We start from the raw sequence: 24,886 nt of genomic DNA on the forward strand, positions 1-24,886 counted from the left end.
CAAATAGGGGTGTAGCTGAAAGATATAAGGACAAAGGCAAGATAAGTATGGCCGATACAAAAAGAAGGATGATTTTCTTTATACGAATGGCTAAAATGGCAATCAAAAGTGAAGCCAGCATTAAAGACATAAATAGCATGCGATGATCTCCTCCTCAATTTCACATGAACACTTTAGTAACTATTCCACAAACCTGTCATGCTTTCCTTCCCGCATACAATCCTCCTAATATAAATAGCTTTAATAAGCAAAAAACCGCCATCCCTCTAAAGGTATGACGGTTTCTTTATTATTACTTCAGTTCTTTCACAGCTGCTTCTACCTGTGGATCATCTGAATTAATCTTCTCCCGAAGCTCGTTCATCAGTTTTGTCGTTGTCTCTCCAGTGACAATGCCGGTTTGCTTAATTCCTTGATCTTTTTGGAATTGTTTAACCGCTGATGCTGTAGCAGCATCATAAGATGTGTCCACTTTACCTGGATTAAACCCAAGGGCCTCCAGCATTTTCTCTATGTTTTCAATATCTGCGGAGGATGTTCCTTCCTTCCATTCCTTTTCAGGATCAACATAGGTCAAATTAGCATATTCAGGGAGCTCAGCCTTCACATCCGGGCTGATGCCTTTCTTGTGAATCCAGTTTCCATCCGGTGTCAGCCATTTGGCGGTCGTGAATTTCAGATTGGAGCCATCTGTGAAATCCTGTGCGGATTGGACGGTGCCTTTTCCGAATGATTTCATGCCGACCAAAGGTATATCAGCTGATTCCTTCAATGCCGCAGCAACTATCTCAGAGGCACTAGCGCTTCCTTCATCAATTAATACAGTAGTTGGAAGGCTGACCTTATAACCGTTCCCGGTCGCTTTTGTGACCTCTTTATTGCCGTTTCGGTATTCCACCTGATAAAGGATTTTCCCTTCATCCACAAACATATTCGCAATTTCCTGAGCTTGGTCGAGAAGGCCTCCAGGATTTTGTCTTAAATCAAGAATAATCCCTTTTGCCCCATCCTTTTCTGCACTCTTTAATGCTTTTTCAAGCTCTTCAGCAGTATGCTCGGAGAAGCTCGTAATTTGAATCTTTTCAATATTATTTGAGACTGTCTCTGTATAGACAGTTTCGATTGGAATCGTATCGCGGACGATTTCAACCTTCATTGTATCGGATTGGCCGGGACGCTGAATGGTCAAAGTCACTTTTGTGCCTTTTTCTCCTCTGATTAACAAGACCGCATTACTTGACGACATTCCTTGCAGGCTTTCACCATCCACTTCAAGAATCATGTCACCAGCTTTTAAACCAGCTTCCTCAGCAGGTGCTCCCTTGATAGGTGAAACAATCACAATTTGGTCATTTTCTTGCTGAATTTCTGCCCCGATTCCTTCAAAGGAAGAAGAGATACTTTCATGGAAGCTTGTCGCTTCGTCCGTAGACATGAAATCAGAATATGGATCATCAAGGGACTCAACCATACCGTTAATGGCACCATTTACAAGTGCTTCCTCATCAACATCCTCGAAGTAATAATTCTCCAGTGTATTATACACTTCATAAAGCTTGGAGAAGTCTCCATCCGTATTAGTTGATAGAAGTGAACCTCCACTACCGGATTTCGATTGTGCCTTTTCCGTAAGAAGGTAAACCGTTGCGCCGACCGTCAGTAGTACAAGTGCCAGTGCACCTAAGACGATATAGATCCACTTAACCTTTATGTACCCTTTTTTCTCTGGGCCGTCATTCGCTTGCTGCTCCTGCCCTTGTTCTTGCTCCTTATCCAATTGACTCACCACTTTCACAATATCATATCAAGTGAAAACACACTTCATTATACCAAAAGTTGGTTTCATTCTTCCACAAGCTGGACATATTCCTCAAAAGACAGTCCTAGTGAATGAATGTCTTTCGCGACATCAATACCAACATAGCGGACATGCCAAGGCTCGTACATATAACCGGTGATGCTTTCTTTTCCTTCAGGATAACGGATGATAAAACCGTATTCTGATGAATTCTCTGCCAGCCACTTCCCTGCCGCCGTTTTACCAAAATCCTGGTTTAGATTAAAGCTGTTCTCTGCACTAGAGACATCCATGGTCAATCCAGTTTGATGCTCGCTTTTTCCCGGCTCTGCTACAGCTTGCTGAGCATGCTCTGCACCAGATGCTGCTACTTCAGCTGTATATAGCTGTTCCTGACGCTCATAAGAACGGAAGCCAGACACAGCAACGATTTCTACCCCTTCTTCTGAAGCTGCGTCAAACATCTCCGCTAATGCCTCGCCTGCCTCTTTCCTCATGAGTTTCTTTTCGTGTTTTTCATCAAATGAGAATTTCACCTCAGGAACAACCAAATCTCCCGGACGGTATCCGATTGGGAGGCTATAATCCTTATTGACCAGCACTTGAATATTCTCTGGATTTTGAATAAAGTTTACCCCGTCCTCGGTTTCGATTACATTCAGCATCTCTGCTGTCAGTGCATACTCTTCTTCCGGTGCTGTCTCTTCTTGTTCACCTTCTGTTTCCTGCATGCTTGCCGCTTCTTCTGCTTCTTCCTTGCTCTCGGTCCCCAATAACGAATTATTGCATGCTGTTAGAAGCAATGCCGTTGATGTCATTAATGCAAGAAGTGTCTTTTTCAATGCTCTCATCCCTTATCTTTCATTCTCTATCTTCTTCGTATGTAATGGATAAAGGCTTCGGATTAAACCGAAGCCTTCCACACTCTTTCTATTATACTTCAATAGCAGCGTCTAAAGCTACTTCTATCATATCGTTGAAAGTCGTTTGTCGTTCTTCTGCTGTCGTCTCTTCCCCTGTCAGGATGTGATCGCTGACCGTAAGGATGGACAACGCCTGTCTGCCGTATTTTGCAGCCAATGTATAGAGAGCTGTTGTTTCCATTTCGATAGCCAAGATACCATATTGTGCCCATAGCTCATGATTGGCTTTATCATTGTAGAATTGGTCTGCCGTAAAGACATTTCCCACTTTTAGATTGAGGCCTTTTTGAATACCAGTATCATATGCTTTCTTCAGCAAATCGAAATTGGCAGTCGGCGCATAGTCGATGCCGTCAAACAAGAGTTTATTCATGTTTGAATCGGTTGAGGATGTCATGGCAAGAATGACGTCTCTGACCTTTACATCTTTTTGAATGGCTCCGCAAGTACCGACACGGATTAACTTCTGAACATTATAACTGGACATAAGTTCATTGACGTATATAGAAATGGATGGCACGCCCATTCCAGTCCCTTGGACGGAAACACGTTTACCTTTATACGTACCTGTGTAACCAAACATATTTCTCACTTCATTATAGCAAACAGGATTCTCTAAAAAGGTTTCAGCAATATATTTTGCTCTCAGCGGATCTCCTGGAAGTAGTACTGTTTCTGCGATTTCATTTTCTTTCGCTCCGATATGTACACTCATCTTTGAATTTCCTCCTTACAGTTGGATATAACGTGATTCTATTCAAAGATTACTATATCATAAGCGCTTTAAAATGAAAAAAGGCGGACTATTCAGAATTCAACACACATGCAAGCGGTTAACCTCAGTCCATCCGCCAGATTGAAGCCTGTAATACCGTTTCTTTTCATAATGGTCTACAATCATGATAATATCTCCGCTCATGACCGTTCTTCCCTGATAGTTTTTAGGGATGAGATCTTTTATATTAAACATTTTAAATACCTTTGTTACTACATCAAAATGGCTTTCCGCATTGATGATTCCTCGGTAAACCATTCGATAGCCCTTTCTATCCCTTGGATGCTCCGTTTGGAACAAGGCTATTTCATAATCTTTTTTCCTCAAGGCTGACCAGCTCAATCTCTTTGATTTCAACATAACTATCCCCTCCTTGAATCATTATGATTATATTAATTGCACATTCTTATCGGAAAATCCTCTGATGAAATTATTCTAGTTTTGTCGAATGCCGATAAGACTGTCAAAATGAAAAAAAAGAACTACTCGAATAGTCTCGAATAGCTCCTAATCTAATGCGGTTCTTTTTTATCCTGCTTCTGACTGACCAGCTTCTTTAATTTCTTAACAGCTGTCTTCATAACCTTCTCATAGCTCTCGTCACCGAAAAATTCTTTTAAAATCCGATAATCATTATAAATATCAAGCAGATGATTGACCATGATTTGATGGTCATCCTCTGTCCCTTCAGGATTCGGCAGTTCCAGTAATTCCTTCCGTTTTCGCTTGCCCTTTTGGGTATTCCTCTGTGGTTCTTGATATTTAGCCAGAAACGCATCGGCATCCTTTGCATCTGCCAGGAAATTTAAATCGTCCTCACTGCACTCGAGCCATTCCTCATCGTCAATTCTGGAGAGCTCATAAATGACATCCTCCCAAGATTCCTCTTGGTAGCGCCATATTTCTGTCCGAAACCCAATGACCTTAAATATGTCCTTTCCGTATCCCTTTACCTGTACTAAATCACCGAAAAAAAACTTATAATCTATGTTGATTTGTTCTGCATCAAACAATAAACCTTCAAATTCCTGTAAATGAATGAGTGCGGATTCTGTATATACCCCTTCCGCTCCTTGCACCTCGTACAGGAAGGCCTGATTAAACTCTTTTACATTTGAAACGACACCGACAATGCCATTCACTAAGATAACGACGGAATCTCCTACCGCAAACTTCGGTTTATTTCGTTTGCCCACTAGCTGCCACCCCTTGCAGATCGGGTAAAGTTTTTTATCATTATATGCAAGGAAGATGGATGCGGATAGCCTATAATTATCTTATTAATGCATAAGCCTTAAGCTGTTTTCTTTGAACCAGTCGAAAAAAGCAGGCAGCCTTCTTTTGATAAGAAAGCTCCCTGCTCTTCGTATGATTATTTCTTTGCCGGAACGGTCAGTACAATTCTCGTTCCTTTTCCTATCCTGCTCGTTACTTCAAATGAGCCTTCAAGCTCTTCCATTATCTTCATGCTTGTTGCAATACCAAGCCCTGTTCCATGCTCTTTCGTTGTATAAAAGGGTGTGCCAATCTTGCTTAAAACACCCTTTGGCATGCCAGGACCATCATCAGCGATAATAATCCTCACTGTATCATCCGTGCTTTCAAAGGAAATACGGATGCTGCCTTCCTTTTGAAAGGCATCCTTCGAGTTCTGAATCACATTAATAATGACCTGGAATAATCTATTTCGATCCGTGCAGATCAATTTATCACATTCATTCTCTCGCAGAATCTTAATATTCTTCCTGTAAAGTTCTCCTTTTTGCAGAAGAATAATTTCGTCCATGAGCTCATTTACATTATGTTCCTTCACAATCAATTGGTAGGGCTTAGATAAATTCAGCAGCTCTCCCACGATGCCATTCATGCGGTTTAACTCTTCTATAATAATATCAATATAATTTCTAAATACTTTTTCATCATATGGATGGTCCTTCAACAGCTGGAAGAAGCCGCGTATCGTCGTGATAGGATTTCGGATTTCATGAGCTACTCCAGCGGCTAGCTGGCCGACATATTTCAGCTTTTCTGTGCGAATAAGCTCCTTTTCCCTCTGTTCGATTGCTTCCACCATTGACTGAAAGCTGCGATTCAAGACATTAATCTCATGATAGGCGCTTTCTGTGCGAGAGAACTTCTCACCCCTTGAATACTTCTCTACACGTCCAACCATGTCCTCGACCGGCTTTATAATAATCTTCGTCATATAGTATGCAGCAGCAATAATGGCACCAAGTATAGGGATACTGATCAGCAGGTATCGACTGAGCAGCCCTCTTAATGGAGCATAGACTGCTTTCTTTTCCGTTGTCGTCACGATATACCAATCTTCTTCAGCTAGTGCCTTTGTTCGAATAGGATTAACCGTATAAAAACTCTTTCCATCATTTGATTCCAGCAGTTTCCTCTTTAAGGCAGCCTGATGGATAAGCTCAGGCGACAAATCATTCTCCTCGATGAAATTGCGATTCATAATCTCTTTCTCATCTTTATGCGTGACAATCCAGCCGTCCTTATTGATCATGAAGGCAGTATAAGGGAGCTTCTCCCGCTCTAATTCAAGTTTAGCAGCTACAGTCTCCCATAAATAGTAAATATTAAAGGATGGAGCAAATATTCCAGCTATCTCATTATCCTCCGTATACACCGGGGTACTGATCCAAAAGAAAGGTTTCTCTCCCTCCACTGTATAAACCTTTGACAAGAAAGGCTGACCATTCATGGAACGTACAAAGGATTCACTTTCAAGGAGCGCCTCTCCAATCTCTAAGGGGTACGTTTCCCGCCAAATCTCACCCGCGCTGGTAACATATGTATAACCGGAATAAACCGGCTTTAGCTTTACGTATTCATCAAGTAGTTTCAATGATTCCGATTTATTATTATTCGTAATGCCGGAGTTTTGACTTAAATATTTCAAGTCATTCATCCGCTCTTCGATAAACATATTGGTTGTATCTGCCGCATGGTAGGAGGCAGTCTTTAAAGTCGCCTTCGCCTGATTTTCCAGCAGATGCTTTTGATTAAGGAAGAAGGTAAACCCAATACACACGATTGGAATAATAGAGATAATGAGCGAATAGTACAGCAGTCGTGTTTGTAATCGTCCTGGCATAAAAAGCACCTGTTTCCTTCCTCAGATTCCAGAACAGAAGTTATAGAAAATCACCCAAGAATTCAAACAGGGAACCATTCATTTGTTCTGCCGGTCCGGTCCATTTTATTCCCCCATATGCTGCATGTACGCATTCCACGCCTCATCAAAAAGACTCATATCAAGAATATAATCGCCATTCATTTCTAAATAATGGCTGACTTCATGATAATCAGAGGAATTCTTCGGAAACCCGTGGTCATAAAACACATTTTCGGCGAACAAGGACATTTCCGTTTTCTTCAAGGCATTTCTGTATGTCATTAAATATTGATAAAAGGATTTCATCTTATTCATCTCCACTCTCTTGGCTTACTTTTGACCATAATCATCATACATAAATGAGAATGATTATGCTACATCTGGAAAGCTAACAGCCTGCAGCCATTTTGTCAAATAGCGGGCCGAATTCCTGAAACCAAGAGGCATAACTATGAAACCTATAACTTTTAACCTATCCTGTATGTATCAGTATACATGATTTAAGCCCGTTATGGTAATGAACACCATTTTTGGTCATGAATATTTCTATCTGTTCTCTAAGCTGCAATATGTAAAAAAAGGACGGATTTACCGTCCTTTTTCTCCATCATTAACAGCCACAATAGAAGGAAGCGCCTATAATGACTAACAAGATGAAGAGAACAACAATTAATGCAAAACCAGAACCGAAACCTCCGCCGCAGCCATATCCATAACCGCCACCGTAGCCATATCCGCCACCATATCCATAGCCGCAAGGATTGCAGCCGCCTCCAAAATTACCGTACATTCGAACATCCAACTCCTTTTAAAAGGTCTCAATTACACTGTTACTATATGAGCTAACTGCCCTCTGGGTATGTGCATTCGCCCATATTTAGATTGTTTTTTATCCATAAACTAGGTAATATGGAACCAGATACATTCGGGAGGGTGGGTTTTTATGACCGTCAAGTTGAAACAACATACTATTTTTGTACTTTCCTTCCTAATTGCCATCATTGTCATCTTAATCCTTTCGTTGCGTCCGGACACGGTCAAAATGGTGGATCAAACCCTATCCGAAAAACTGAACAATGGCAATACCATTTATTATGTAGTTGTTGGTGACAGCATCGGTAGAGGAGCCGGGGCTGAAACAATGCGGGATAGCTGGCACGGCCAACTGGAGAAGCTGGTCAAACAAAGATATGGTGCCAGAATGGAGGGCCAGCATATTGTTCAGAGTGGAGCAACAGCTTTTGAGGGATTATACAAGCTGAGAAACACAGAACTACTCATTCCTGCCGATATCATTTTCCTGGTTTTTGGAGAAAATGACCGAAAATATATGGAAACAGAAGAATTCGCTAAGCATTATGAGCTATTAATTCGCGAGGCAAAGGTCCGAGCACCGAACGCTGAAATCATAACATTCATTGAAAGCCCTTTAAACGTTCAAAGCTTTGCGGATCAAATTCAAATCTTAAGTGATCACTACGGGGCGATACCAATTGATATGCGAGCAGCATACGCTCAATCAGGCATTTCTGTGAAAAAACTGAATAAGGATCAGGTTCACCCTAACAGACGGGGATATGAACTGTATGCAAACACCATTCTCGCGATGTTGGAAGATTACCCTAACAGGAAAGCACCGGCATTGGAGGACTCGTTGTACACTCAAGGCGATACTCCTTTTCATCTAACAAAGACGATTGATTCCCAGAAAGGCTTTATGTATGCTGACAGTTACTGGACCGCTGGAGAGAAAGGCAGTTCCATCCGCTATAAAATTGAAGGCAATACGGTAGGTGCCATCATTAAGCGTAATCCAAACGGCGGCATGGTAGACGTCTTCATTGACCATCAGTATTACAGGACCATTAACACGAACTGGCCATTAGTGAAGGAGCGCTATATTATTCTTGCGACAGGGCTCGAGGAAGGGCAGCATAAAATTGAGTTTATGATGAATGACGATGGTCTCCGATTTAAAGGACTCGATGAAAAACCGTTCCAATTGGGAGGCATCATATCAGCAAATATTCTCGAAAAGGAAATAATGGAGTAACTATTTCTATAGAAGATATACAAAGACTAAGACACCGTCTAGTCTTCTTTTTTTGATCCTTTCATCCAAAAAAAATCCGCCTGAATCTCTTAGGAGAATCAGGCGGAACGTTTTATATGCCCCTTTATTCAAATAGCCGTAAATATTCTCCGTAGCCTTCCTTCTCAAGGTCAGCCTTCGGTATGAAACGCAAGGCGGCAGAATTAATGCAGTAGCGCAATCCAGCCGGACCCGGGCCATCCGGAAAGACGTGGCCTAAATGGGAGTCCGCTTCTTTGCTTCTCACCTCAGTCCGATTCATATTATGGCTGAGGTCCTGTTTTTCCAGGATTTCATCCTCATCAATCGGTTTAGTAAAGCTTGGCCAACCGCAGCCGGCATCATACTTATCCTTCGAGCTGAAAAGAGGCTTTCCGGAGACGATGTCAACATAAATGCCATCCTCTTCTGTCCGGTAATACTCATTACGGAACGGCGGTTCTGTCCCATTGCTCTGGGTCACATGGCGCTGCATCTCGTTCAATTGGTTAATACGTTCCGTGTATTTCCCCATATAGCCTTACCTCCAATTCTCCTTAATGAAGCCGGCTCTGCCAGAGCTGACCTGATAAGATTCATAATGCTCCTTATTCTTTTTGTAGAAATCCTGATGGTAATCCTCTGCCGGATAGAAGGTTTTAGCCGGAAGAATTGGTGTAACAATTTCCTTTTGGAAACGACCGCTTTCAGCCAATTCTCTTTTCGATTCCTCAGCAGCTGCCTTTTGCTCCTCAGTCGTGTAGAAGATTGCTGTTTTGTATGAATCGCCTCGATCACAGAATTGACCGCCTGCATCAGTTGGGTCAATTTGCTGCCAAAATAATTCAACAATGGACTTATAAGTAATAAGACTAGGATCATATGTAATCTCTACAGCCTCAACATGACCGGTTGTGCCGGAACATACCTCTTCATAAGTAGGATTTTCTTTATGGCCGCCTGTATAGCCTGATACAACCTTATGTACTCCAGGGAATGTATCGAAGGGTTTAACCATACACCAAAAACATCCTCCGGCAAAAATTGCTTTTTCCATTCTAATCCCTCCAGTATATTATGTATGATAAATAGCTTGATATCTCCTTACTATACTCCTAATTTGCTTTCTTGCCTATTCTTTAAGTCACCGCTTTCCCTGCTTCCGCATATAGGTAGCATAAATGACGTAATGACAGGAGTGAGTAATATGGCCGCCAATCCTTATCTGTACCCTTCTCAGTCCCTGCCGTCCCGGTCAGGATTCTACCCATGGCTTAACAGACACAACGGCTCAGCAGGGCAGAATTATATGCCTTCTTACCATCACTATACACATAATTTGGAGGAAATAAAAAATATATGCAAGATTCGTTTTTACCACGGTTCCTCATTTTGCGGTACTGTAGATATGTATATTAACGGCATGAAAACCTTTAAGGATATGCCCTTCAATTCAGCCAGTTCTTACTTATCCTTAACACCAGGCGCCTATTATGTTGAGGTCTTCCCATCAGGAACGACCTATCCTTTAATCATGCACAGGAAAATTACGATTGGCGATACACCTAATACAGTTGTCCTGACGGGGAAAGAGGATGATCCACGGCTGGTCGTGATACCAGAAAACCATACTGTTCCCCATAATGAATCAAAAGTGAAGACTCTTCACCTTGCTCCCTCACATGACATTCTCCAAATCGGCGTGAAGGGCCGGGATGTACTTTATCCGAGTCTTCCCTACAAACATCAGACAGACTATTTAGGACTGACCCCTATGACCATTGAATTTGAGCTGAAAAATCCCGAAAAAGGCGAGCTTCTTCACCAAAGCGGCTTCATTCAATTTGAACCAGACAAAGTGTATACGATGATTATCTACGAAGATGCAGAAGGAACCCTGGGAATCACCCTTCTGCATTAATAAAAAGAGGCATGCAATCTTCATTGCTGCCTCTTTATCATGCTTTTATTCAACGGGAACAAGCAAATTCATCTGGATATCATCGTTGCGAAGGTCAAACTTCTTCGCCTCCACTGTTATCCCGCTCTTTAAGTCCATTTCTTTTAATGATAAATAAATGGTCTTCTCAGCCGGGTTGATGGTAACCCATTCCGGCATCTTATATTTCTCATTGATGTAGTTCAGCACGAAAGTAGCCGGCAGATTCATCTCGCCAATTTGGATGGAACGGTGGCGAAGAAGGATATTTCCGTCATCTGTTGTATACGGTTCAAATAATACCTTCAATTGCACATCTTTTCCGAAGGCACTTAACGTTCCATACAGCTCCAATTTATCTGTCAGCAATACCTCGTAATCAATCGGACTGTCTGCAGCCTCTTCATCAATATAATGATTAATTACCCTGTTCAAATCTTCTTTATTTGAGGAGAAAGGAATGCTCACCATTTCCTTGTTCTCATTCAATTTCTCCAAAGCTCCTGTATCCTTTATAGGCCTTGTCATCCAGTAAAACAGCACACCGGCAATCACAAGATTGACGGCCAGCAAGGCAAAGAACAATGACTTCCATAATCCCCACTCACTCATCCACTTCTTCATTATTGGCCACCCCATTCCTTTGTCCAACAGCATACATGCTATCAACAGTCTTTTCTTTCATCTCTTCATAAATGCGAGCAGCAATCAGCTCATATCCCCGATCATTCGGATGAAAATAATCCTCCTGATACAGCAGATTCTCATCGGACGCTGCAAAAATATCATCAATTCGGATAAAATAAGCATTCGAATCTGACTTCGTCACTTCCATGCCAATCTCATTCCAGTCATCCATAATGATGTCAAGCTCACTAAAGGCAGACATCCATTTGCCGAAAGGGTTGTATAGCCCAATATAATAAATTTCAGCCTCCTGATTATATTTTCGGATTGTCTTAAGGATTTTTTCAATTCTTTCCTCATAGGTAACGGAGGCCTCTAAGAAATCTGCCATCGTCAAGTTGGTAAATTTCTCTTTAACTACCTTCATAATATCATTGCCGCCAATAGTGATGACAACTGCATCAGCCTGCTCAATGTCACGCTTTATTTGTTCATCTTGAAGCCGATTCAATAAATCACTAGTTCGATTACCACGAACGCCGTAATTTGTAAAAGTTGCTTCCTTTATTCCCCGATTTGTTTCCAGATAGGCAGAAAGATAGGGGATATACCCTTCTTGGTCATCACTTGCGCCAACACCTTGTGTCAGCGAATCACCTACTGATACAACGGATAATTCTGTCGGAATGAAATCATCCGGGATATCCTTCTTAAGTGATTTCGTCAAATAGGATTTGGAGTGCTCCGCAGATTCCTTCCCATTAAGAAAGGGCAGTCCGCCGCAGCCGGCTAATAATAATGTGACAAGAAATATTGAAACCATTTTTTTGTCTAACATAGATGTCACCTGCCTGAATAGTCCTCTTATTGTATATCATATGTCATAAAGCACCATGCATTATGGAAAACTGGATGGTAATGATTACTTTTTTTATGAACGATTCTGTTAATCTTATTTGTTGCTTTACGGTGCAGAGGCATCTATTAACTATATTTCATCTGTCGCAAAGCCTTTTGATAAAAAAAAGACAGGGGTATCCTGTCCATTACGATTGCAACATTTTTATATGCTGAATAATGTCATCCATCGGGATATCATCCAGACCTGAATAGGATTGAACCACTCTACCCTCTTGGTCTACAAGGGAGAAGCTCACAGAATGGATAACCTGGTCATTCCCGTCCGGCTTTTGGACAGTTGCCTTAAAGCTTTCAAGAGAAAAGTCCTCAATCTCATCTTGGCTGTATCCCGTTAAGAAATGCCAATTCGTAAAGTCAGCATTAAACTGCTGGCCATATTCCTTTAATACTTCCGGCTTGTCAACCTCCGGGTCCACACTGAAGGAGATCAGCTTAACATCCTCTAATCCTTCCTCCTCAATTCGTTCCTGGAGTTTCTTCATGTTGGCTGTCATCGGCAAGCAAACGGTGTTGCAGCTTGTAAAGACGAAATCAGCCACCCATACCTTTCCCTTCAGGTCTTCAAGAGAAACATCCTTGCCGTCTTGATTGGTATAGGTAAAGGATTCAACCTCATAATCTGTCGCATTAGGAATCTTCTGTTCACTTGAACAAGCGGCAGCTAGAATAACAAACAATAATGGCACTAAAGCTTTAATATATGATTTCATATGAACTGAACTCCCTGTATGTCCCATATTAGTTATCTATCTTATCTATCTAAATATTAACAAGAATGTGTAGATATAGAAAGGGATTTGCCTTTTTTTCGTAAGGCTCATGTATGCGGTACATAAACCTTGAAAATGCTTCCAACTCCCTCTTGGCTGTCCACTTCGATTCTTCCGCCCATCTTTTCCATGATTTGATAGCAGACCATTAAGCCCATGCCTGTTCCTTTATCTTTTAGTGAATAAAAGGCCGTTCCAAGCCGCTCCACCTGCTCCCTTGTCATGCCTGTTCCGGTATCCTCAATTGAAAAGACGATATAGGGTTCTTCTAATGTGACAGTGAAGCTTAGCTCTCCTCCCTCTTTCATTGCTTCCATCCCATTCTTTATGACATTAATCAGCACCTGCTTCACTTCATTCTTGTAAATATGGATTGGCCTGTCAAAGTCCAAATGATAGTGAAGCTGAATATTGCCAACCATTAAGGCATATCCATTCATCAGGTCAACAATATGCATAGCAAAATCAGACAGTAACAATTCTTCCTTTGATTCAAAATCAGTCTTTGTCATGGATAAATAATCATTGATAATTCCTTCAGCCCGGTTTAATTCATCCATCATTAACTTTATGTATGCTTTTTCCTGATTTCCAATGCTTTGTCTGTCCTCAAGAATTTGGAGAAATCCCTTGACAACTGTCATCGGATTACGGATTTCATGGGCCACCGATGCTGCCAGCTGTCCAATGGCGTTCATTTTCTCCGCCTTTTGTAATTCCTTTTGTATGTACGCATTATAGACGATGTTATCCATTTCTTTGATTGCATCATCAAAGGTACTGATTGGCAGCTCCTCATCTGTCGCTTTTCCTATGCGAGAGGATGTTTCTACTAATTTAGCAAACAGCATTTGGAGCTGTTTCACCATATAGTTAAATTGGTCAAATAACGGCTGAAAATCCGGTTCCTTAGGCTTTGTAAGTTTAACATGGAAATTACCGTCACTAAGCTTCTTCACTCCCTCGACAAGCACATTAATAGGCTCGAGCAGTCGGTTAAGGAACGCCCGTATGATGAATATCCATAATAGAATAATAAAGACCATAGCAATGATAAAGGTTTTAGCCACATTCCAATCATTTACTTGAACATCCTCCATGTTAATCTTAATGCCAAGAATATAGGAAGAGCCATCCCCTATCGATACCTTCTTTAATCCGACAGCAGACTCATTGTCAGAGGAATCATAAAGAAAGGAGGCAGAACGACCATTCTTACTGAGCTCATGAAGTCCCTCCCTCGTTTCTTGCCGAGAAAGGCTTGGAAGACTATTCGCTCTTGATGATACAAGATGCTTATAGCTCCCCTCTTCCTTGGAATACCCCAGCAGAAACGCATTCAAAAGAACAGGTGCCTCATGATCAATCACCTCGGATAGATATCCCTTCAGGATATTAAAATCCCTTTCAGTCAATTCATCAGGGTCTCTCTGTAAAATGCCCTCTATCTCTTTCGGTATATAGGAGACATGCAAGTCTGCTATCTCCTCCGCTCTTTGCATTAGTATATTTTCTTCATATTGAATAATCATCCTATAGGCAATTCCCGCCATCAAAATCATACTCGTAATAAGCAGCATCGCCGTAAGAATTAATATTTTCATCTTTACCGATAAATTGGGGACGAGTTGTTTCATCTTTTGTTCCTCACATAAGTCTGTCATCATACTCTACTATTTGACAAAATACCAAAAAAATCCTGTATTTTATCCTAAGTTAATCAAATAATTTATGAATGAAGACAACATTTCCAAGCTAGGAACCATGCCAATCAGTACAAAAGGTCAACTCGACTCCTAGGACCTTTTGATTTGGAAAGACGAAATCCCATTAGTTTTTCCTGTGTCTATTCCTTAGTTGAAGCGTCCAATCATTTCCTCATCATTAAGGTTCTTTATCCAGTACGTATTTCGTATCCAATCCATGGTGACGATATACTCACGACCATCATGTTATAGCGTAAGTAATCTCTATCTTGTTCCTATGCGCTAGTCTTTACGCTTGTTGTTTAGAGCATGTTGGACACATTACGGCCGAAAGCAGATAAACTTTTCTGAGGAGGAAAACAAAAAAATACTGCAGACCCGGCACATCGTTCATGCTGATTCTGCAGTATTGAGGTTTCTCTATTCTTACTCAGCGTAATACATGAAGCCAATCGCTCCTACGCCAGTATGTGTACTGATAATTGGCGTTGTAGGGTTGATTGCCACATCATTCAGAGACGTAACGTCTAAAATAGCTTCCTTCAGTTTAGTGGATAATTCCATAGCATCAGCTTCTGTTATTCCGATACCTTTAATTTCTTTTCCTTCTGTATCCTGAAGCATTTGTTTGACGAGGTATTTAACGATTTGACTTTGGCTTCTCACTTTTGCAACAGGTGTGTATTCCCCTGTATCCAGTGAAGCAATTGGTTTTATGTTAAGCAATGAGCTGATCATTGCTTTCCCTTTCCCGATTCGTCCGCCCTTTACGAGGTTTTCGAGCGTATCAACAACAACGAATAGCCTTGTTGCTTTTTGAATCTCGTCCATCCGTTTGATAATCTCTTCAGAGGTTTTGCCCTCTTTCGCCATTTTAGCGGCTTCAAGCACCTGGAAGGCTAAACCGTGGGAGATGTATTTAGAATCTATAACTGTGACTTTGCCCTCAGCCATTTGCGCAGCTGTTTGAGCTGATTGCACCGTTCCGCTCATTTTAGAGGTCATGTGGATGGAGATTACTTCACTGCCGTCTGCAGTCAAGGAGTTGTACACTTCAAGAATCTGGCCTGCGGGAGGTTGTGAACTTTTGGGAAGCTCCTCTGATTGTTTCATTTTCAGGATAAATTCATCAGGGGTAATATCAACACCATCCACATATGATTGGCCATCGATGGTAATTGAAAGCGGCACTACGATGATGTCATTCTCTTCTAGTATCTGCTTTGGCAAATCAAGAGTGGAATCTGTTACAATTTTGATATTTGACATGTTTTCACTTCCTATATTTATACGACTACGAACATTATACACGTTTTGTATCTAAATTTAAATGTGTTCTGTCACATACATAGCAGGATTTTGTCGAAATTTGAATGAATGAAAAACAGGCCTCCCCCGTGCTGGGAAGAGGGCCTGATTTATCGTTATATTCCATGTATCTGGTTGTGCTCCCTTTCGTATTGTGCTTCTTTGCGGAGCTTTCGTTTATAGACGATTTTTGACAGACTGACACTGATTTCATAAAGGAGCAAGAGCGGAACGGCTACAATGAAATCAGACAGGAATTCCGGCGGAGTAATCGATACCGCAATCACAATCAAGACAAAGTAGGCATATTTCCGAATCTTCCCCATGACATAAGGATTGAGAATCCCGAGAGATGTCAGGAACATCATCACAACCGGCAGCTCGAATAGGACAGCAAACGGCAAGGACATATTGATGATGAACTTAAAGTAGCGATCTGCCGTGTATGCCGTTGTCATCACGCCTTCTCCCAGCTCATTCAAGAAATTCAAGACAATCGGATAAATGACAAAATAGCCAAAGCACAAACCCGCGATAAACAAGAGAAACAGGGCGGGTATATAAAAAAGGGCTGTTTTTCGCTCATATTCTTTTAACGCTGGTTTGACAAACAGCCAAATTTGCATAGACAGGACCGGAATCGTGCAGGCAATAGCCACTACCGATGCCAGCATAAAATAAATCCAGACAACATCACTTGGCCCAAGGATAATAAGCTCTTCTGATAAATCCCGGGTGAAAAAACGGTAAATATCCTTCACGAAGAAGAAAGACAGGCATAAAAATAAGATAAAAGCACCGACTGTAATCATCAGCCTTGTTCTTAGTTCCTCCAGATGTTCTACCATGTTCAGTTCTTTTTCATTCATCTGTATGAGAATTCACTTCCTTCTAGCAGCAATTTAATAGAGGTGCAAGAATTCCTCACACCTCTATCTAATAGTCATGGACTTATTTTTTTGGTTCCTTCTTTGAATCATCCAAGTCACTCATGACTTCATTGCTCAGGTCTTTAGTCGAATTCTTGAATTCACGCAAGGTTTGTCCGAAGGCTCTCCCGATCTCAGGCAATTTCTTTGGACCAAATATAATTAAGGCTAAAAGCAGGATAAGGATTAATCCAGGTACCCCAATATTTGACAACATTCTATCCCCTCCATTTTGGTGCTCACTTCCCATTATAATAGTTTTCGGAAATATGAAAAGAATTAGTTGCTATTTTTCTCCAATATTTCAACAAAATAGAGGGAAGTTCAGTCAAGAACACTGTCAAATTAACAATTGATGGAGGCTGCTGCCGCTTTCCACGACAAGGAAGGAAAAGCCCTTTTTCTCCATCCGCTTCATCAATTCCGGATAATCTTCCTTACACTGGAGTTCGATGCCGACCAGCGCTGGACCGTTATCCTTATTGTTCTTCTTCGTATATTCAAACCGTGTGATATCATCTCCCGGGCCAAGCACCTCATCAAGAAATTCCCTGAGAGCTCCGGCCCGCTGCGGAAAATGCACGATAAAATGGTGCAAGAGTCCCTCGTATTGAAGAGAGCGTTCCTTAATATCCTGCATTCTACCAATATCATTATTTCCGCCGCTGATAACGCACACAATATTCTTACCTTTGATTTCCTCCCGATAGAAATCCAGGGCGGCCACTGGCAGTGCACCTGCCGGCTCAGCTACGATGGCATATTCATTATACAGCTCAAGAATCGTACTGCAGACCTTTCCCTCTGGGACGACCAGACAATCATGCAGAAGGCTTTGACAAATCCGATAGGTCTTCAAGCCGACCTCTTTTACAGCAGCCCCATCCACAAAGCTGTCAATCTCAGGTAATTTAATGATTTCCCCTTTTGTGATGGACTCCTTCATAGAGGCAGCACCTGCTGGTTCCACTCCGATGCACTTCGTGGCTGGAGAGACACTTGCCATATAAGAGGAGACACCTGCCATAAGACCGCCGCCCCCTACACTGGCGAACACATAATCCACAGGGACTTCACTATCATGCAATATTTCCACTGCCACCGTCCCTTGACCGGCAATGACATTCCCATCATCAAATGGATGAATAAATATGCGGCCATCGGCTTCCTCACATTTCTTGGCCTCCGCATAAGAATCATCAAATGTGTCACCCGAGAGAATAATCTCCACGAATTCCTTTCCGAACTTCGCTACCTGATTAATCTTCTGCTTAGGCGTTGTCGTCGGCATATAAATCTTGCCGTATACCTTCAGTTCATGACAAGCATAAGCCACACCTTGTGCATGATTCCCCGCACTTGCACACACAACCCCGTTTTTCAATTCCTCCGCTGAGAGACTCATCATGGCATAGAAGGCACCTCGAAGCTTGAATGAACGGACATGCTGCAGATCTTCTCTTTTTAAAAAGACCTGGCAGCCATATTTCTCTGATAAACGCTGATTCAGCTGTAAAGGGGTATGAGCCACCTTTTCCTTAAGTTTCTGGTAAGCAATTAGAATTTGTTCCACCTGTACACCCTGTTTTGCCTTAACTAGATGACTCATTGTCTTTCCTCCAAACTTTTCTTAATTTGTAAATTATAGCAGGTCTCCAAAATAAATCAACGGAATAATTAGAAAATTCACTATTTTAATTTATGCAAAAAAAGCTGCCTAGCTCGTTAATCTCTTCAAACTAGACAGCTTTTTGTTTTATGCACCTTTTAAGTGCTGGTCTCTTTCCTCATGAATGATTGCTTTAATATCATTTGCCACCTGTTCCATACCCGCCTCTTCATAGCGCTCGGCAGGAATAGCCGGAAGGATGACTAATTTCACCTTACCCGGTTTAATACGATTTTGATTATTCTCGAAGATATCGGCCGTCCCTTGAATCATGAATGGGACGATTGGAACTTTGGAATCCTTTGCAAGACGAAGACTTCCAGCCTTGAATTCTCCTAACTCGCCGCCTCTATTCCGCGTTCCCTCAGGGAAGATGAGGACAGAGTGGCCTGCTTTTAGCTGTTTAATGCCATCGCGAATGGATTGAATAGCCGCACGCCTGTCACTGCGATCGAGAAATACGCAACCCATGACCTCCATCCAGCCAGCTACAATCGGAATTTTTTTGACTTCAATCTTTGAAATAAAGCCAAAAGGCTTTGGAATGCCCGCCATTAAGACCGGCACGTCAAAATCACCCTCATGGTTACCGACAAAAAGCACTGGTCCGTCTGGAATATTCTCCAGTCCAGTTACCTCAAGCTTGCAGCCTGAATGTCTCAAGAAGCCGGCTGCCCATTTTTTCGGTACTGTTTGGATTTTTTCATCATTTTCCGCCTTGTTAACTGCATGCAGCTTTTTCGCCTTAGCTAGGCTAGGCAGACTGTATAAAAGATAGCCGCATAAATAAAAGAACATATAAATTAATCGAAACAATGATTGCTCCTCCTTACGATATTGGGGTCATTCTTCTATATTCCTGGAAATAATAATCATATGGGTTTTTTTCATCTTTTGGTCCTTTAACCGAGGATACCTGTTCCCATCCCTCCTGGAAATTCACTGGAGGAAAATAGGTATCTCCCTCAAACTCTTCATCAATAAAAGTCAGGTAGACCTTCATTACATACGGCATGAACATCTCAAATAAGGCCTGACCGCCAAAAATAACGCATTCCTTATCAGTCTGTTCAGCAAACTCCATGATTTCTTCTTTCGTATGGAATACCTCCACCCCTTCATGGCTCCAGCTAGGGTCATTCGTCAAAACGACATTTACCCTTCCAGGTAAGGGCCTGCCAATGGAATCGAATGTTTTTCTCCCCATGATAAGAACCTTTCCCATTGTTGTTTTCTTCACATGTGCAAGATCCGCCGGCAGACGCCAAGGGAGTTGATTATTCAAGCCAATTACACGATTCCGATCAAAAGCCACGACAATTGAAAACATATGTACCTCCAAATGATTAGTAGTCTCTTACCATTTTAGCAATATATTTATAAGCCATGTACATTATTGTAGAAAAATAAAAAGCCCCTGTAAAGGGGATTTTATGCTAACATTTTACCCGGAAATAATCCAGTGTATCCTTCACGCTGCCTTGTAACGAATAGCAGGGGACAATCCTCCATTTCTCGGCATACCTGCCAAATAGCTGAATTCCTTCTATTCGCTTCTCCATTGACTCTTCCTCCCCCATCATCCTCATCCGTATGATTACAGGACCTTCAGCTAACTCTTTATAGTGATTAGCCAGCTCTTCTAATGTGCAGAGGCTGCCGCCGGCCAGCTCATATACCACTCCAGCCTTCCCCTTATCTAATATCTTTTCGTAAGCCTTCACCGCATCACGGACATCAAGAAAGGTTTTCGGGGAAGAAGCTGTGTTGATTTCTAAGATTGCGCCTCCCTCCTTTTCACCCTTTACGACCTTTTGGGCAAATAGGGCACTGACACCAGTTGATGGGCCAGGGCCAATGAGGTTAGGAGCCTTAACGACTAATACATTCATTTGATAGAAATGATGCCAAGCGATGGCTAATGATGTTTGCATGGCTTTGGAATAGCCATATGGATGGTTTGGCTTATCCAGTGCTGGACAGATCTCAAGGGCAGAACCAATGATAAGTATTCTAACCTTCGGACAAATCCTGCGAACAGACTCCAAAAGGTGAAGGGTCCCTTCCACATTTACCTTCATGAAGATTTCCGGGTCGACCCAGGAATCGCCGGCATGGTTTTTGCCAGCTAGATGGAGAATGTAATCTGGATTCGCTTTTTTGAGAGTCTGGTCAACCTCTTCCTTCTTGGTTAGATCACAAAGAAGCTCATCTGCGAGAGCCTTTCCCGACCTTTTTGTAGTGATGACCTGATATCCTTGTTTTCGAAAATGGCTGCATGCAGCTGTGCCTGTAAATCCATTGCCGCCCGTGATGAGAATGGTCTTCATGCATGAGCCATCCATTCGCACAGTTCTGCCATCATCGCCTGATAGGAAGGAACCGTATAGACTATATCCTTACGTGTACTGATTAACGTCTTATCAGATACCATCTCCCCATCAGGGAGAATATTCACGTCATCCTTTAACAGAAATTCTTGAAAAAGCATCAATAATTGGTGTTTATTCACCTTCTCAGGAGCATGCAAATGGCAAAGTCCATTCAGCTCATTTTCAATCGCATAATGGATAAATTTCGCCAGTTCAATTGTCGTTACACCGTTCCACCAAACATTTGTATAGCCAAATATCGTTCCCTTTTGCTTCAGAAACCAATTCAGCAGACCAATTCCATCCTGCTTCTTCTCAGGCCCGATGATTGAGGTGCGGATGGTTAAATGATTGGTTTCATTTAATTCCCCTAACGCCTTCGTCTTTGCATATAAAGATAATCCGTCTGCCGGTGAATCTTCGGTATATCCGCCCTTTGTTCCACTGAAAATGCAATCTGTGCTGATATGAATCAGCTTGCCTCCGTATTTATCCAGCTCACGGGCAAGAAAATGCGGAAGCAAGCTGTTCAGTGTTATCCCTTCATATAGGCTTCGATCAACTCCCTGATTGAGAATGCCAATTGCATTAATGACGAAGTCCGGTCTCCAATCAGATAGGATTGATCCAACATGATCAAAATCCAGTGCATCGCATTGGACCGAATCCTTGCTCGCGCGTCTTCTTGTCGTACGCCGTACCTCATAATCAGATAGACCCATAAAATAAGCAGCAGCCACATGTCCAGCCATGCCATCCCCGCCTAGAATGAGTATCTTCATGAGAGGAACCCACCTTCTTCTAACAGGGTTCGCAATTCATCCTTGTTCATCAAATTTTCACCCGAATTATAATTCTCCATTTCAACAGGTTTATAGCTGGCATAGTACTCTTTCAATCCATCAATCTCAATGCTCGGCAGAATGACGAAATAATGCTTATCATAATGAACTGTACTGGCACTCTCGTATTCTGAAAAGAGGATCTCATGAATCTTCTCACCTGGTCTCTTTCCAAGCTCAATAATCTCGACATCCTCTTTGCCAGAATCCTCGATCAATACTCTAGCTAAATCCAGGATGGTGCATGTCGGCATTTTCATGACAAAAATTTCACCGCCGATACTCTCATAGGTCGCCTTAAATAAAAGGCCAATTGCTTCCTCAATCGTGAGAAAGAATCGGGTCATCCGCAAATCGGTAATACCGACAACCCCTTTTTCAGCAATTTGATTCTTAAAGACATGAATGACACTTCCATTTGTTCCAAGGACATTCCCGCCCCTGACACAAACAAATTTCGTATCTGTATTCAAGGTATTGGCGTGAATAATGAGTCTCTCTCCCATAGCCTTCGATAATCCGTAGAAGTTGGATGGATTCGCTGCTTTATCAGTTGAAATATAGACTACTTTGTCAACATGATTATATATGGCTGCATCAATGACATTTTGCGTGCCGAGTACATTCGTTTTCAGTGCCTCAAGCGGCTGCTCCTCACATACGGGTACATGCTTCAGTGCTGCCAAATGAAAGACATATTCAACGTCCTGACACGCCTGCATCAAGCCTTCTCGCTCTTTAATATCCCCAATGATGAATTTTAAGCGCTTATCAGAGAACTGCCGCATCATCGCTACCTGACTTGATTCATTACGGGAGAATAACCGAATTTCCTTCGGCTTTTCCTGTAACAGCTGACTTACTAACTCATGTCCCCATGACCCTGTTGCACCGGTAATCAGAATTCGCTTATCCTTAAACAACTCCCTTCACTCCTAACAGGTAATTAATGACTTTCTGTGATACATTTCGATCTTGATAGCCTTGAGGGAGTTCCCAATAGAGCGCCTGTTTCATCATAATCCCCACACTTTCTACTATACTGTCTGCCTTAGTCCCTGACAGGATATTGCTCCCGCACTCCACTGTTTCTGGCCTTTCTGTCGCATCTCTGACCGTCACGGCAGGAACATGCAGAATGCAGCATTCTTCCTGCACGGTCCCGCTGTCTGTCAATACACATGCTGCGTTCTCTTCAAGCTTCACAAAGTCAAACAATCCAAATGGTTCATGTAATTCAACCAATGAATTCAGTTCAAATTCATTCAACACACTTAACCGGGCATTTGTTCTAGGATGGAGGCTGCAAATGATTCTCTTCCCATGAATCTCTGCCAGCTGATTGAAGCCTGTGAAGATTTCCTTTAATATTTCCGGTGAATCTACATTCTCAGCCCGATGTATTGTCGCAAGGAAATAATCCTTCTTTGCAAGTGAAAGCCTCGTTAATATATCTGAGGATTGTATCTTCTTTCGATAATGCATGATCACTTCGTTAATGGGATTTCCCGACAGGAAAATCCGATTAACCGGTACATTTTCATCAAGCAGGTTTTGCCGGCTTTTTTCCGTATAAGGAAGATTATAGCTGCTGACCGCATCCACTACCCTTCTGTTCTTCTCCTCCGGCACCCGTAAATCAAAGCATCTATTCCCTGCTTCCATATGATAGACAGGGATTCCATATCGTTCAAATAGGATGGCACTCAGGGCACTGTTTGTGTCACCAAGAATCAATACTCTATCAGGATTATCCTTCTTCAATACTTCTTCAAGAAAGTCATACATGGAAGCCAATTGACCACCAAGATTCATATTCCTCATATGAAGATGGTAATCTGGCTTTCTAATGGATAATTGCTCAAAGAACACATCACTTAAGGAATGCGTGAAATTCTGGCCGGTATAGACAACCGTATGCTTCGTACAAACCTCATCCAGCTTTTTCATAATAAGGCTCAGCCTAATAATCTCCGGCCGTGTCCCTAGTACCGTCATTATATGCACTGCTTTTCCTCCTTCTCGATCACACCTTATCCGCTCCTATAAATTATGTGATTCTTCTAATTTATGAATAGACATTTCACCCTGTCACGGCAAAAAAAGAAAGCCGGCCTTGTTCATGCCAGCTCTGAAAGAAATTCAACCAGTCCATCTACCCTTTGAGCGGTTGAATGCCTTTTTAGAATAAGTTGATAGCCCTGATTAACAATTCGCTCTCTTTCCTCTTGATGGGCGAGATAATACTTCACCTTCTCCACGACCGTATGCTCATCAGCTGCCACATAAGTCTCCCCATCAATAAACCCCAAGTCCTCCAGTTCCCGGGAGGCAGTTGCCACAAGGAGCGTCCTACAGGCGAGCGCCTCAAAATATTTCATTAAAGGCAGCTTCTCCTTAGAATCACATGTAACGAAGATTTTCGCCCGGGCAAGCTCCCTTGCATAAGTATTACCGACATAGTGCATAGTCTTAGCTGGAAGAGAGCCATAACCCGGATGCTCATGATAGACAAACCCAGGATATGTTTTTAATTGTTCATAAAAGGCGGTTCTCTTCGGGTAGAGCCCCTTCAGCAAAATACCCATCATCAGCACATCAATCTCCCTAGCCTCTCCGTAATCCTTAAAGACATCCACCGGAACATGATGCGGGAACCAAACGAAGCGATTCTTTAGCTCTGGCAGAATTTTTAAGGAGGCTTCCCGATAATGTACGAACAAATGCTGGATATTCTCCCGCTCATAAAATTGCTTCCTGCGATAAGGCTTATGATTGATTTCATGAAGAATTGCCCCAACCGGTACCGGACTGGCAGCCAAACCATAAATACGCGGAGAGTAATCGAACTTAAAATCATTTAAGAGAATATAATCTGGGTTTACCGATAGGCTTGAAAGAATAGCTGGAAGATCCCCGTCTTGCTCCCAAATGAATAGATTGACTCTTTTCATTAGTTCAGCAATAAGGTATTCCGTACTTTTCTCCATTCTATGGTGGAATCGTTTCGTACAAAATAGAATGGTTAGCGGCTCACTCATCATAGAACCTCCCTATTAAAAAAGCTTCATGTATGCACATGAAGCTTTTTTGTGATTCC

Annotated in this window: 27 protein-coding genes; 2 read left to right on the forward strand and 25 right to left on the reverse strand. The window is 42.0% G+C overall.

Features of this window, described 5'->3' with window-relative positions; genetic code table 11:
* Nucleotides 1-292: 292 nt before the first annotated feature.
* From ACI35L_RS05485 to ACI35L_RS05520, 8 genes are all read right to left on the reverse strand, one after another.
* Nucleotides 293-1,786, reverse strand: coding sequence for a S41 family peptidase (locus tag ACI35L_RS05485; protein ID WP_439802442.1), 1,494 nt, complete (start codon nucleotides 1,784-1,786; stop codon nucleotides 293-295).
* A 56-nt stretch (nucleotides 1,787-1,842) separates the two neighbouring features.
* Nucleotides 1,843-2,640, reverse strand: a complete 798-nt coding sequence (locus ACI35L_RS05490) for a M15 family metallopeptidase (protein ID WP_439802417.1) — start codon at nucleotides 2,638-2,640, stop codon at nucleotides 1,843-1,845.
* A gap of 91 nt (nucleotides 2,641-2,731) precedes the next feature.
* Nucleotides 2,732-3,436, reverse strand: a complete 705-nt coding sequence (deoD, locus tag ACI35L_RS05495; protein ID WP_049670668.1) for a purine-nucleoside phosphorylase — start codon at nucleotides 3,434-3,436, stop codon at nucleotides 2,732-2,734.
* A gap of 99 nt (nucleotides 3,437-3,535) precedes the next feature.
* Nucleotides 3,536-3,856, reverse strand: a complete 321-nt coding sequence (locus ACI35L_RS05500; protein ID WP_049670667.1) for a YodL domain-containing protein — start codon at nucleotides 3,854-3,856, stop codon at nucleotides 3,536-3,538.
* Between the two features lie 152 nt (nucleotides 3,857-4,008).
* Nucleotides 4,009-4,692 carry a hypothetical protein gene (locus tag ACI35L_RS05505; protein WP_049670666.1) on the reverse strand — a complete coding sequence of 228 codons (684 nt, stop codon included), beginning with the start codon at nucleotides 4,690-4,692 and terminating at the stop codon, nucleotides 4,009-4,011.
* Between the two features lie 176 nt (nucleotides 4,693-4,868).
* Complete coding sequence (locus tag ACI35L_RS05510; protein WP_156185591.1) at nucleotides 4,869-6,611, reverse strand: ATP-binding protein; 1,743 nt, start codon at nucleotides 6,609-6,611, stop codon at nucleotides 4,869-4,871.
* A 105-nt stretch (nucleotides 6,612-6,716) separates the two neighbouring features.
* Complete coding sequence (locus ACI35L_RS05515; RefSeq protein ID WP_049670664.1) at nucleotides 6,717-6,938, reverse strand: YozE family protein; 222 nt, start codon at nucleotides 6,936-6,938, stop codon at nucleotides 6,717-6,719.
* A 304-nt stretch (nucleotides 6,939-7,242) separates the two neighbouring features.
* Complete coding sequence (locus ACI35L_RS05520; protein ID WP_049670663.1) at nucleotides 7,243-7,422, reverse strand: YjcZ family sporulation protein; 180 nt, start codon at nucleotides 7,420-7,422, stop codon at nucleotides 7,243-7,245.
* Nucleotides 7,423-7,575: 153 nt separating this feature from the next.
* Between ACI35L_RS05520 and ACI35L_RS05525 the strand changes: the two genes are divergently transcribed.
* Nucleotides 7,576-8,685: an SGNH/GDSL hydrolase family protein gene (locus ACI35L_RS05525; RefSeq protein ID WP_049670662.1), complete on the forward strand. Its 1,110-nt coding sequence runs from the start codon at nucleotides 7,576-7,578 to the stop codon at nucleotides 8,683-8,685.
* Nucleotides 8,686-8,809: 124 nt separating this feature from the next.
* On the opposite strand, the gene msrB is transcribed toward ACI35L_RS05525, so the two are convergent.
* The gene (gene msrB / locus ACI35L_RS05530) at nucleotides 8,810-9,238 is read right to left on the reverse strand and encodes a peptide-methionine (R)-S-oxide reductase MsrB (protein WP_049670661.1); all 429 of its coding nucleotides are present in this window, start codon (nucleotides 9,236-9,238) and stop codon (nucleotides 8,810-8,812) included.
* A gap of 6 nt (nucleotides 9,239-9,244) precedes the next feature.
* Nucleotides 9,245-9,760, reverse strand: coding sequence for a peptide-methionine (S)-S-oxide reductase MsrA (gene msrA, locus ACI35L_RS05535; protein WP_049670660.1), 516 nt, complete (start codon nucleotides 9,758-9,760; stop codon nucleotides 9,245-9,247).
* A gap of 150 nt (nucleotides 9,761-9,910) precedes the next feature.
* On the opposite strand from msrA, the gene ACI35L_RS05540 reads away from it, so the two are divergent.
* Nucleotides 9,911-10,624 carry a DUF4397 domain-containing protein gene (locus tag ACI35L_RS05540; protein WP_049670659.1) on the forward strand — a complete coding sequence of 238 codons (714 nt, stop codon included), beginning with the start codon at nucleotides 9,911-9,913 and terminating at the stop codon, nucleotides 10,622-10,624.
* 45 nt (nucleotides 10,625-10,669) lie between these two features.
* On the opposite strand, the gene ACI35L_RS05545 is transcribed toward ACI35L_RS05540, so the two are convergent.
* The 15 genes from ACI35L_RS05545 to ACI35L_RS05615 form a co-directional block, all read right to left on the reverse strand.
* A complete protein-coding gene (locus ACI35L_RS05545) occupies nucleotides 10,670-11,266 on the reverse strand; it encodes a YpmS family protein (protein ID WP_049670658.1) in 597 nt (198 codons plus the stop codon).
* Nucleotides 11,247-12,107 carry an SGNH/GDSL hydrolase family protein gene (locus ACI35L_RS05550; protein ID WP_053103734.1) on the reverse strand — a complete coding sequence of 287 codons (861 nt, stop codon included), beginning with the start codon at nucleotides 12,105-12,107 and terminating at the stop codon, nucleotides 11,247-11,249. The genes ACI35L_RS05545 and ACI35L_RS05550 overlap by 20 nt, the downstream gene beginning before the upstream one ends.
* 208 nt (nucleotides 12,108-12,315) lie before the next feature.
* The gene (locus ACI35L_RS05555; RefSeq protein WP_049670657.1) at nucleotides 12,316-12,900 is read right to left on the reverse strand and encodes an SCO family protein; all 585 of its coding nucleotides are present in this window, start codon (nucleotides 12,898-12,900) and stop codon (nucleotides 12,316-12,318) included.
* 107 nt (nucleotides 12,901-13,007) lie between these two features.
* Nucleotides 13,008-14,597 (reverse strand): ATP-binding protein, encoded by a 1,590-nt coding sequence (locus ACI35L_RS05560; protein WP_439802418.1) that lies wholly within the window; start codon nucleotides 14,595-14,597, stop codon nucleotides 13,008-13,010.
* A gap of 495 nt (nucleotides 14,598-15,092) precedes the next feature.
* A complete protein-coding gene (locus ACI35L_RS05565; RefSeq protein WP_049670655.1) occupies nucleotides 15,093-15,935 on the reverse strand; it encodes a DegV family protein in 843 nt (280 codons plus the stop codon).
* Nucleotides 15,936-16,090: 155 nt separating this feature from the next.
* Nucleotides 16,091-16,843, reverse strand: a complete 753-nt coding sequence (gene tatC / locus ACI35L_RS05570) for a twin-arginine translocase subunit TatC (protein ID WP_439802419.1) — start codon at nucleotides 16,841-16,843, stop codon at nucleotides 16,091-16,093.
* Nucleotides 16,844-16,925: 82 nt separating this feature from the next.
* The gene (locus tag ACI35L_RS05575; RefSeq protein ID WP_049670653.1) at nucleotides 16,926-17,120 is read right to left on the reverse strand and encodes a twin-arginine translocase TatA/TatE family subunit; all 195 of its coding nucleotides are present in this window, start codon (nucleotides 17,118-17,120) and stop codon (nucleotides 16,926-16,928) included.
* Nucleotides 17,121-17,243: 123 nt separating this feature from the next.
* On the reverse strand, nucleotides 17,244-18,512 hold the full coding sequence (gene ilvA, locus ACI35L_RS05580) for a threonine ammonia-lyase IlvA (RefSeq protein WP_439802420.1): 1,269 nt from the start codon (nucleotides 18,510-18,512) through the stop codon (nucleotides 17,244-17,246).
* A 147-nt stretch (nucleotides 18,513-18,659) separates the two neighbouring features.
* Nucleotides 18,660-19,388: a lysophospholipid acyltransferase family protein gene (locus tag ACI35L_RS05585; RefSeq protein WP_049670651.1), complete on the reverse strand. Its 729-nt coding sequence runs from the start codon at nucleotides 19,386-19,388 to the stop codon at nucleotides 18,660-18,662.
* Between the two features lie 13 nt (nucleotides 19,389-19,401).
* Complete coding sequence (locus ACI35L_RS05590) at nucleotides 19,402-19,902, reverse strand: dihydrofolate reductase (RefSeq protein ID WP_049670650.1); 501 nt, start codon at nucleotides 19,900-19,902, stop codon at nucleotides 19,402-19,404.
* A 106-nt stretch (nucleotides 19,903-20,008) separates the two neighbouring features.
* Nucleotides 20,009-20,902, reverse strand: coding sequence for an NAD-dependent epimerase/dehydratase family protein (locus tag ACI35L_RS05595; protein WP_439802421.1), 894 nt, complete (start codon nucleotides 20,900-20,902; stop codon nucleotides 20,009-20,011).
* A complete protein-coding gene (locus ACI35L_RS05600) occupies nucleotides 20,899-21,726 on the reverse strand; it encodes a dTDP-4-dehydrorhamnose reductase family protein (protein ID WP_439802422.1) in 828 nt (275 codons plus the stop codon). Before ACI35L_RS05600 ends, ACI35L_RS05595 begins: the two co-directional genes overlap by 4 nt.
* The gene (locus ACI35L_RS05605; RefSeq protein WP_439802423.1) at nucleotides 21,723-22,709 is read right to left on the reverse strand and encodes a polysaccharide biosynthesis protein; all 987 of its coding nucleotides are present in this window, start codon (nucleotides 22,707-22,709) and stop codon (nucleotides 21,723-21,725) included. Before ACI35L_RS05605 ends, ACI35L_RS05600 begins: the two co-directional genes overlap by 4 nt.
* On the reverse strand, nucleotides 22,702-23,793 hold the full coding sequence (gene wecB, locus ACI35L_RS05610; RefSeq protein WP_439802424.1) for a non-hydrolyzing UDP-N-acetylglucosamine 2-epimerase: 1,092 nt from the start codon (nucleotides 23,791-23,793) through the stop codon (nucleotides 22,702-22,704). The genes ACI35L_RS05605 and wecB overlap by 8 nt, the downstream gene beginning before the upstream one ends.
* A 113-nt stretch (nucleotides 23,794-23,906) precedes the next feature.
* Nucleotides 23,907-24,830 carry a glycosyltransferase gene (locus tag ACI35L_RS05615; protein ID WP_082197076.1) on the reverse strand — a complete coding sequence of 308 codons (924 nt, stop codon included), beginning with the start codon at nucleotides 24,828-24,830 and terminating at the stop codon, nucleotides 23,907-23,909.
* Nucleotides 24,831-24,886 lie beyond the last annotated feature (56 nt).

Source organism: Pradoshia sp. (genome assembly GCF_051873915.1).
Taxonomy (GTDB): Bacteria; Bacillota; Bacilli; order Bacillales; family Pradoshiaceae; genus Pradoshia.

Excerpts from the sequence above, each read along its gene's own strand:
- deoD (WP_049670668.1), bottom strand. The coding sequence starts at position 3,436 with ATGAGTGTACATATCGGAGCGAAAGAAAATGAAATCGCAGAAACAGTA.
- ACI35L_RS05500 (WP_049670667.1), bottom strand. The coding sequence starts at position 3,856 with ATGTTGAAATCAAAGAGATTGAGCTGGTCAGCCTTGAGGAAAAAAGAT.
- ACI35L_RS05510 (WP_156185591.1), bottom strand. The coding sequence starts at position 6,611 with ATGCCAGGACGATTACAAACACGACTGCTGTACTATTCGCTCATTATC.
- ACI35L_RS05515 (WP_049670664.1), bottom strand. The coding sequence starts at position 6,938 with ATGAAATCCTTTTATCAATATTTAATGACATACAGAAATGCCTTGAAG.
- ACI35L_RS05520 (WP_049670663.1), bottom strand. The coding sequence starts at position 7,422 with ATGTACGGTAATTTTGGAGGCGGCTGCAATCCTTGCGGCTATGGATAT.
- ACI35L_RS05525 (WP_049670662.1), top strand. The coding sequence starts at position 7,576 with ATGACCGTCAAGTTGAAACAACATACTATTTTTGTACTTTCCTTCCTA.
- msrB (WP_049670661.1), bottom strand. The coding sequence starts at position 9,238 with ATGGGGAAATACACGGAACGTATTAACCAATTGAACGAGATGCAGCGC.
- msrA (WP_049670660.1), bottom strand. The coding sequence starts at position 9,760 with ATGGAAAAAGCAATTTTTGCCGGAGGATGTTTTTGGTGTATGGTTAAA.
- ACI35L_RS05540 (WP_049670659.1), top strand. The coding sequence starts at position 9,911 with ATGGCCGCCAATCCTTATCTGTACCCTTCTCAGTCCCTGCCGTCCCGG.
- ACI35L_RS05545 (WP_049670658.1), bottom strand. The coding sequence starts at position 11,266 with ATGAAGAAGTGGATGAGTGAGTGGGGATTATGGAAGTCATTGTTCTTT.
- ACI35L_RS05550 (WP_053103734.1), bottom strand. The coding sequence starts at position 12,107 with ATGTTAGACAAAAAAATGGTTTCAATATTTCTTGTCACATTATTATTA.
- ACI35L_RS05555 (WP_049670657.1), bottom strand. The coding sequence starts at position 12,900 with ATGAAATCATATATTAAAGCTTTAGTGCCATTATTGTTTGTTATTCTA.
- ACI35L_RS05560 (WP_439802418.1), bottom strand. The coding sequence starts at position 14,597 with ATGAAACAACTCGTCCCCAATTTATCGGTAAAGATGAAAATATTAATT.
- ACI35L_RS05565 (WP_049670655.1), bottom strand. The coding sequence starts at position 15,935 with ATGTCAAATATCAAAATTGTAACAGATTCCACTCTTGATTTGCCAAAG.
- tatC (WP_439802419.1), bottom strand. The coding sequence starts at position 16,843 with ATGAATGAAAAAGAACTGAACATGGTAGAACATCTGGAGGAACTAAGA.
- ACI35L_RS05575 (WP_049670653.1), bottom strand. The coding sequence starts at position 17,120 with ATGTTGTCAAATATTGGGGTACCTGGATTAATCCTTATCCTGCTTTTA.
- ilvA (WP_439802420.1), bottom strand. The coding sequence starts at position 18,512 with ATGAGTCATCTAGTTAAGGCAAAACAGGGTGTACAGGTGGAACAAATT.
- ACI35L_RS05590 (WP_049670650.1), bottom strand. The coding sequence starts at position 19,902 with ATGTTTTCAATTGTCGTGGCTTTTGATCGGAATCGTGTAATTGGCTTG.
- ACI35L_RS05595 (WP_439802421.1), bottom strand. The coding sequence starts at position 20,902 with ATGAAGACCATTCTCATCACGGGCGGCAATGGATTTACAGGCACAGCT.
- ACI35L_RS05600 (WP_439802422.1), bottom strand. The coding sequence starts at position 21,726 with ATGAAGATACTCATTCTAGGCGGGGATGGCATGGCTGGACATGTGGCT.
- ACI35L_RS05615 (WP_082197076.1), bottom strand. The coding sequence starts at position 24,830 with ATGATGAGTGAGCCGCTAACCATTCTATTTTGTACGAAACGATTCCAC.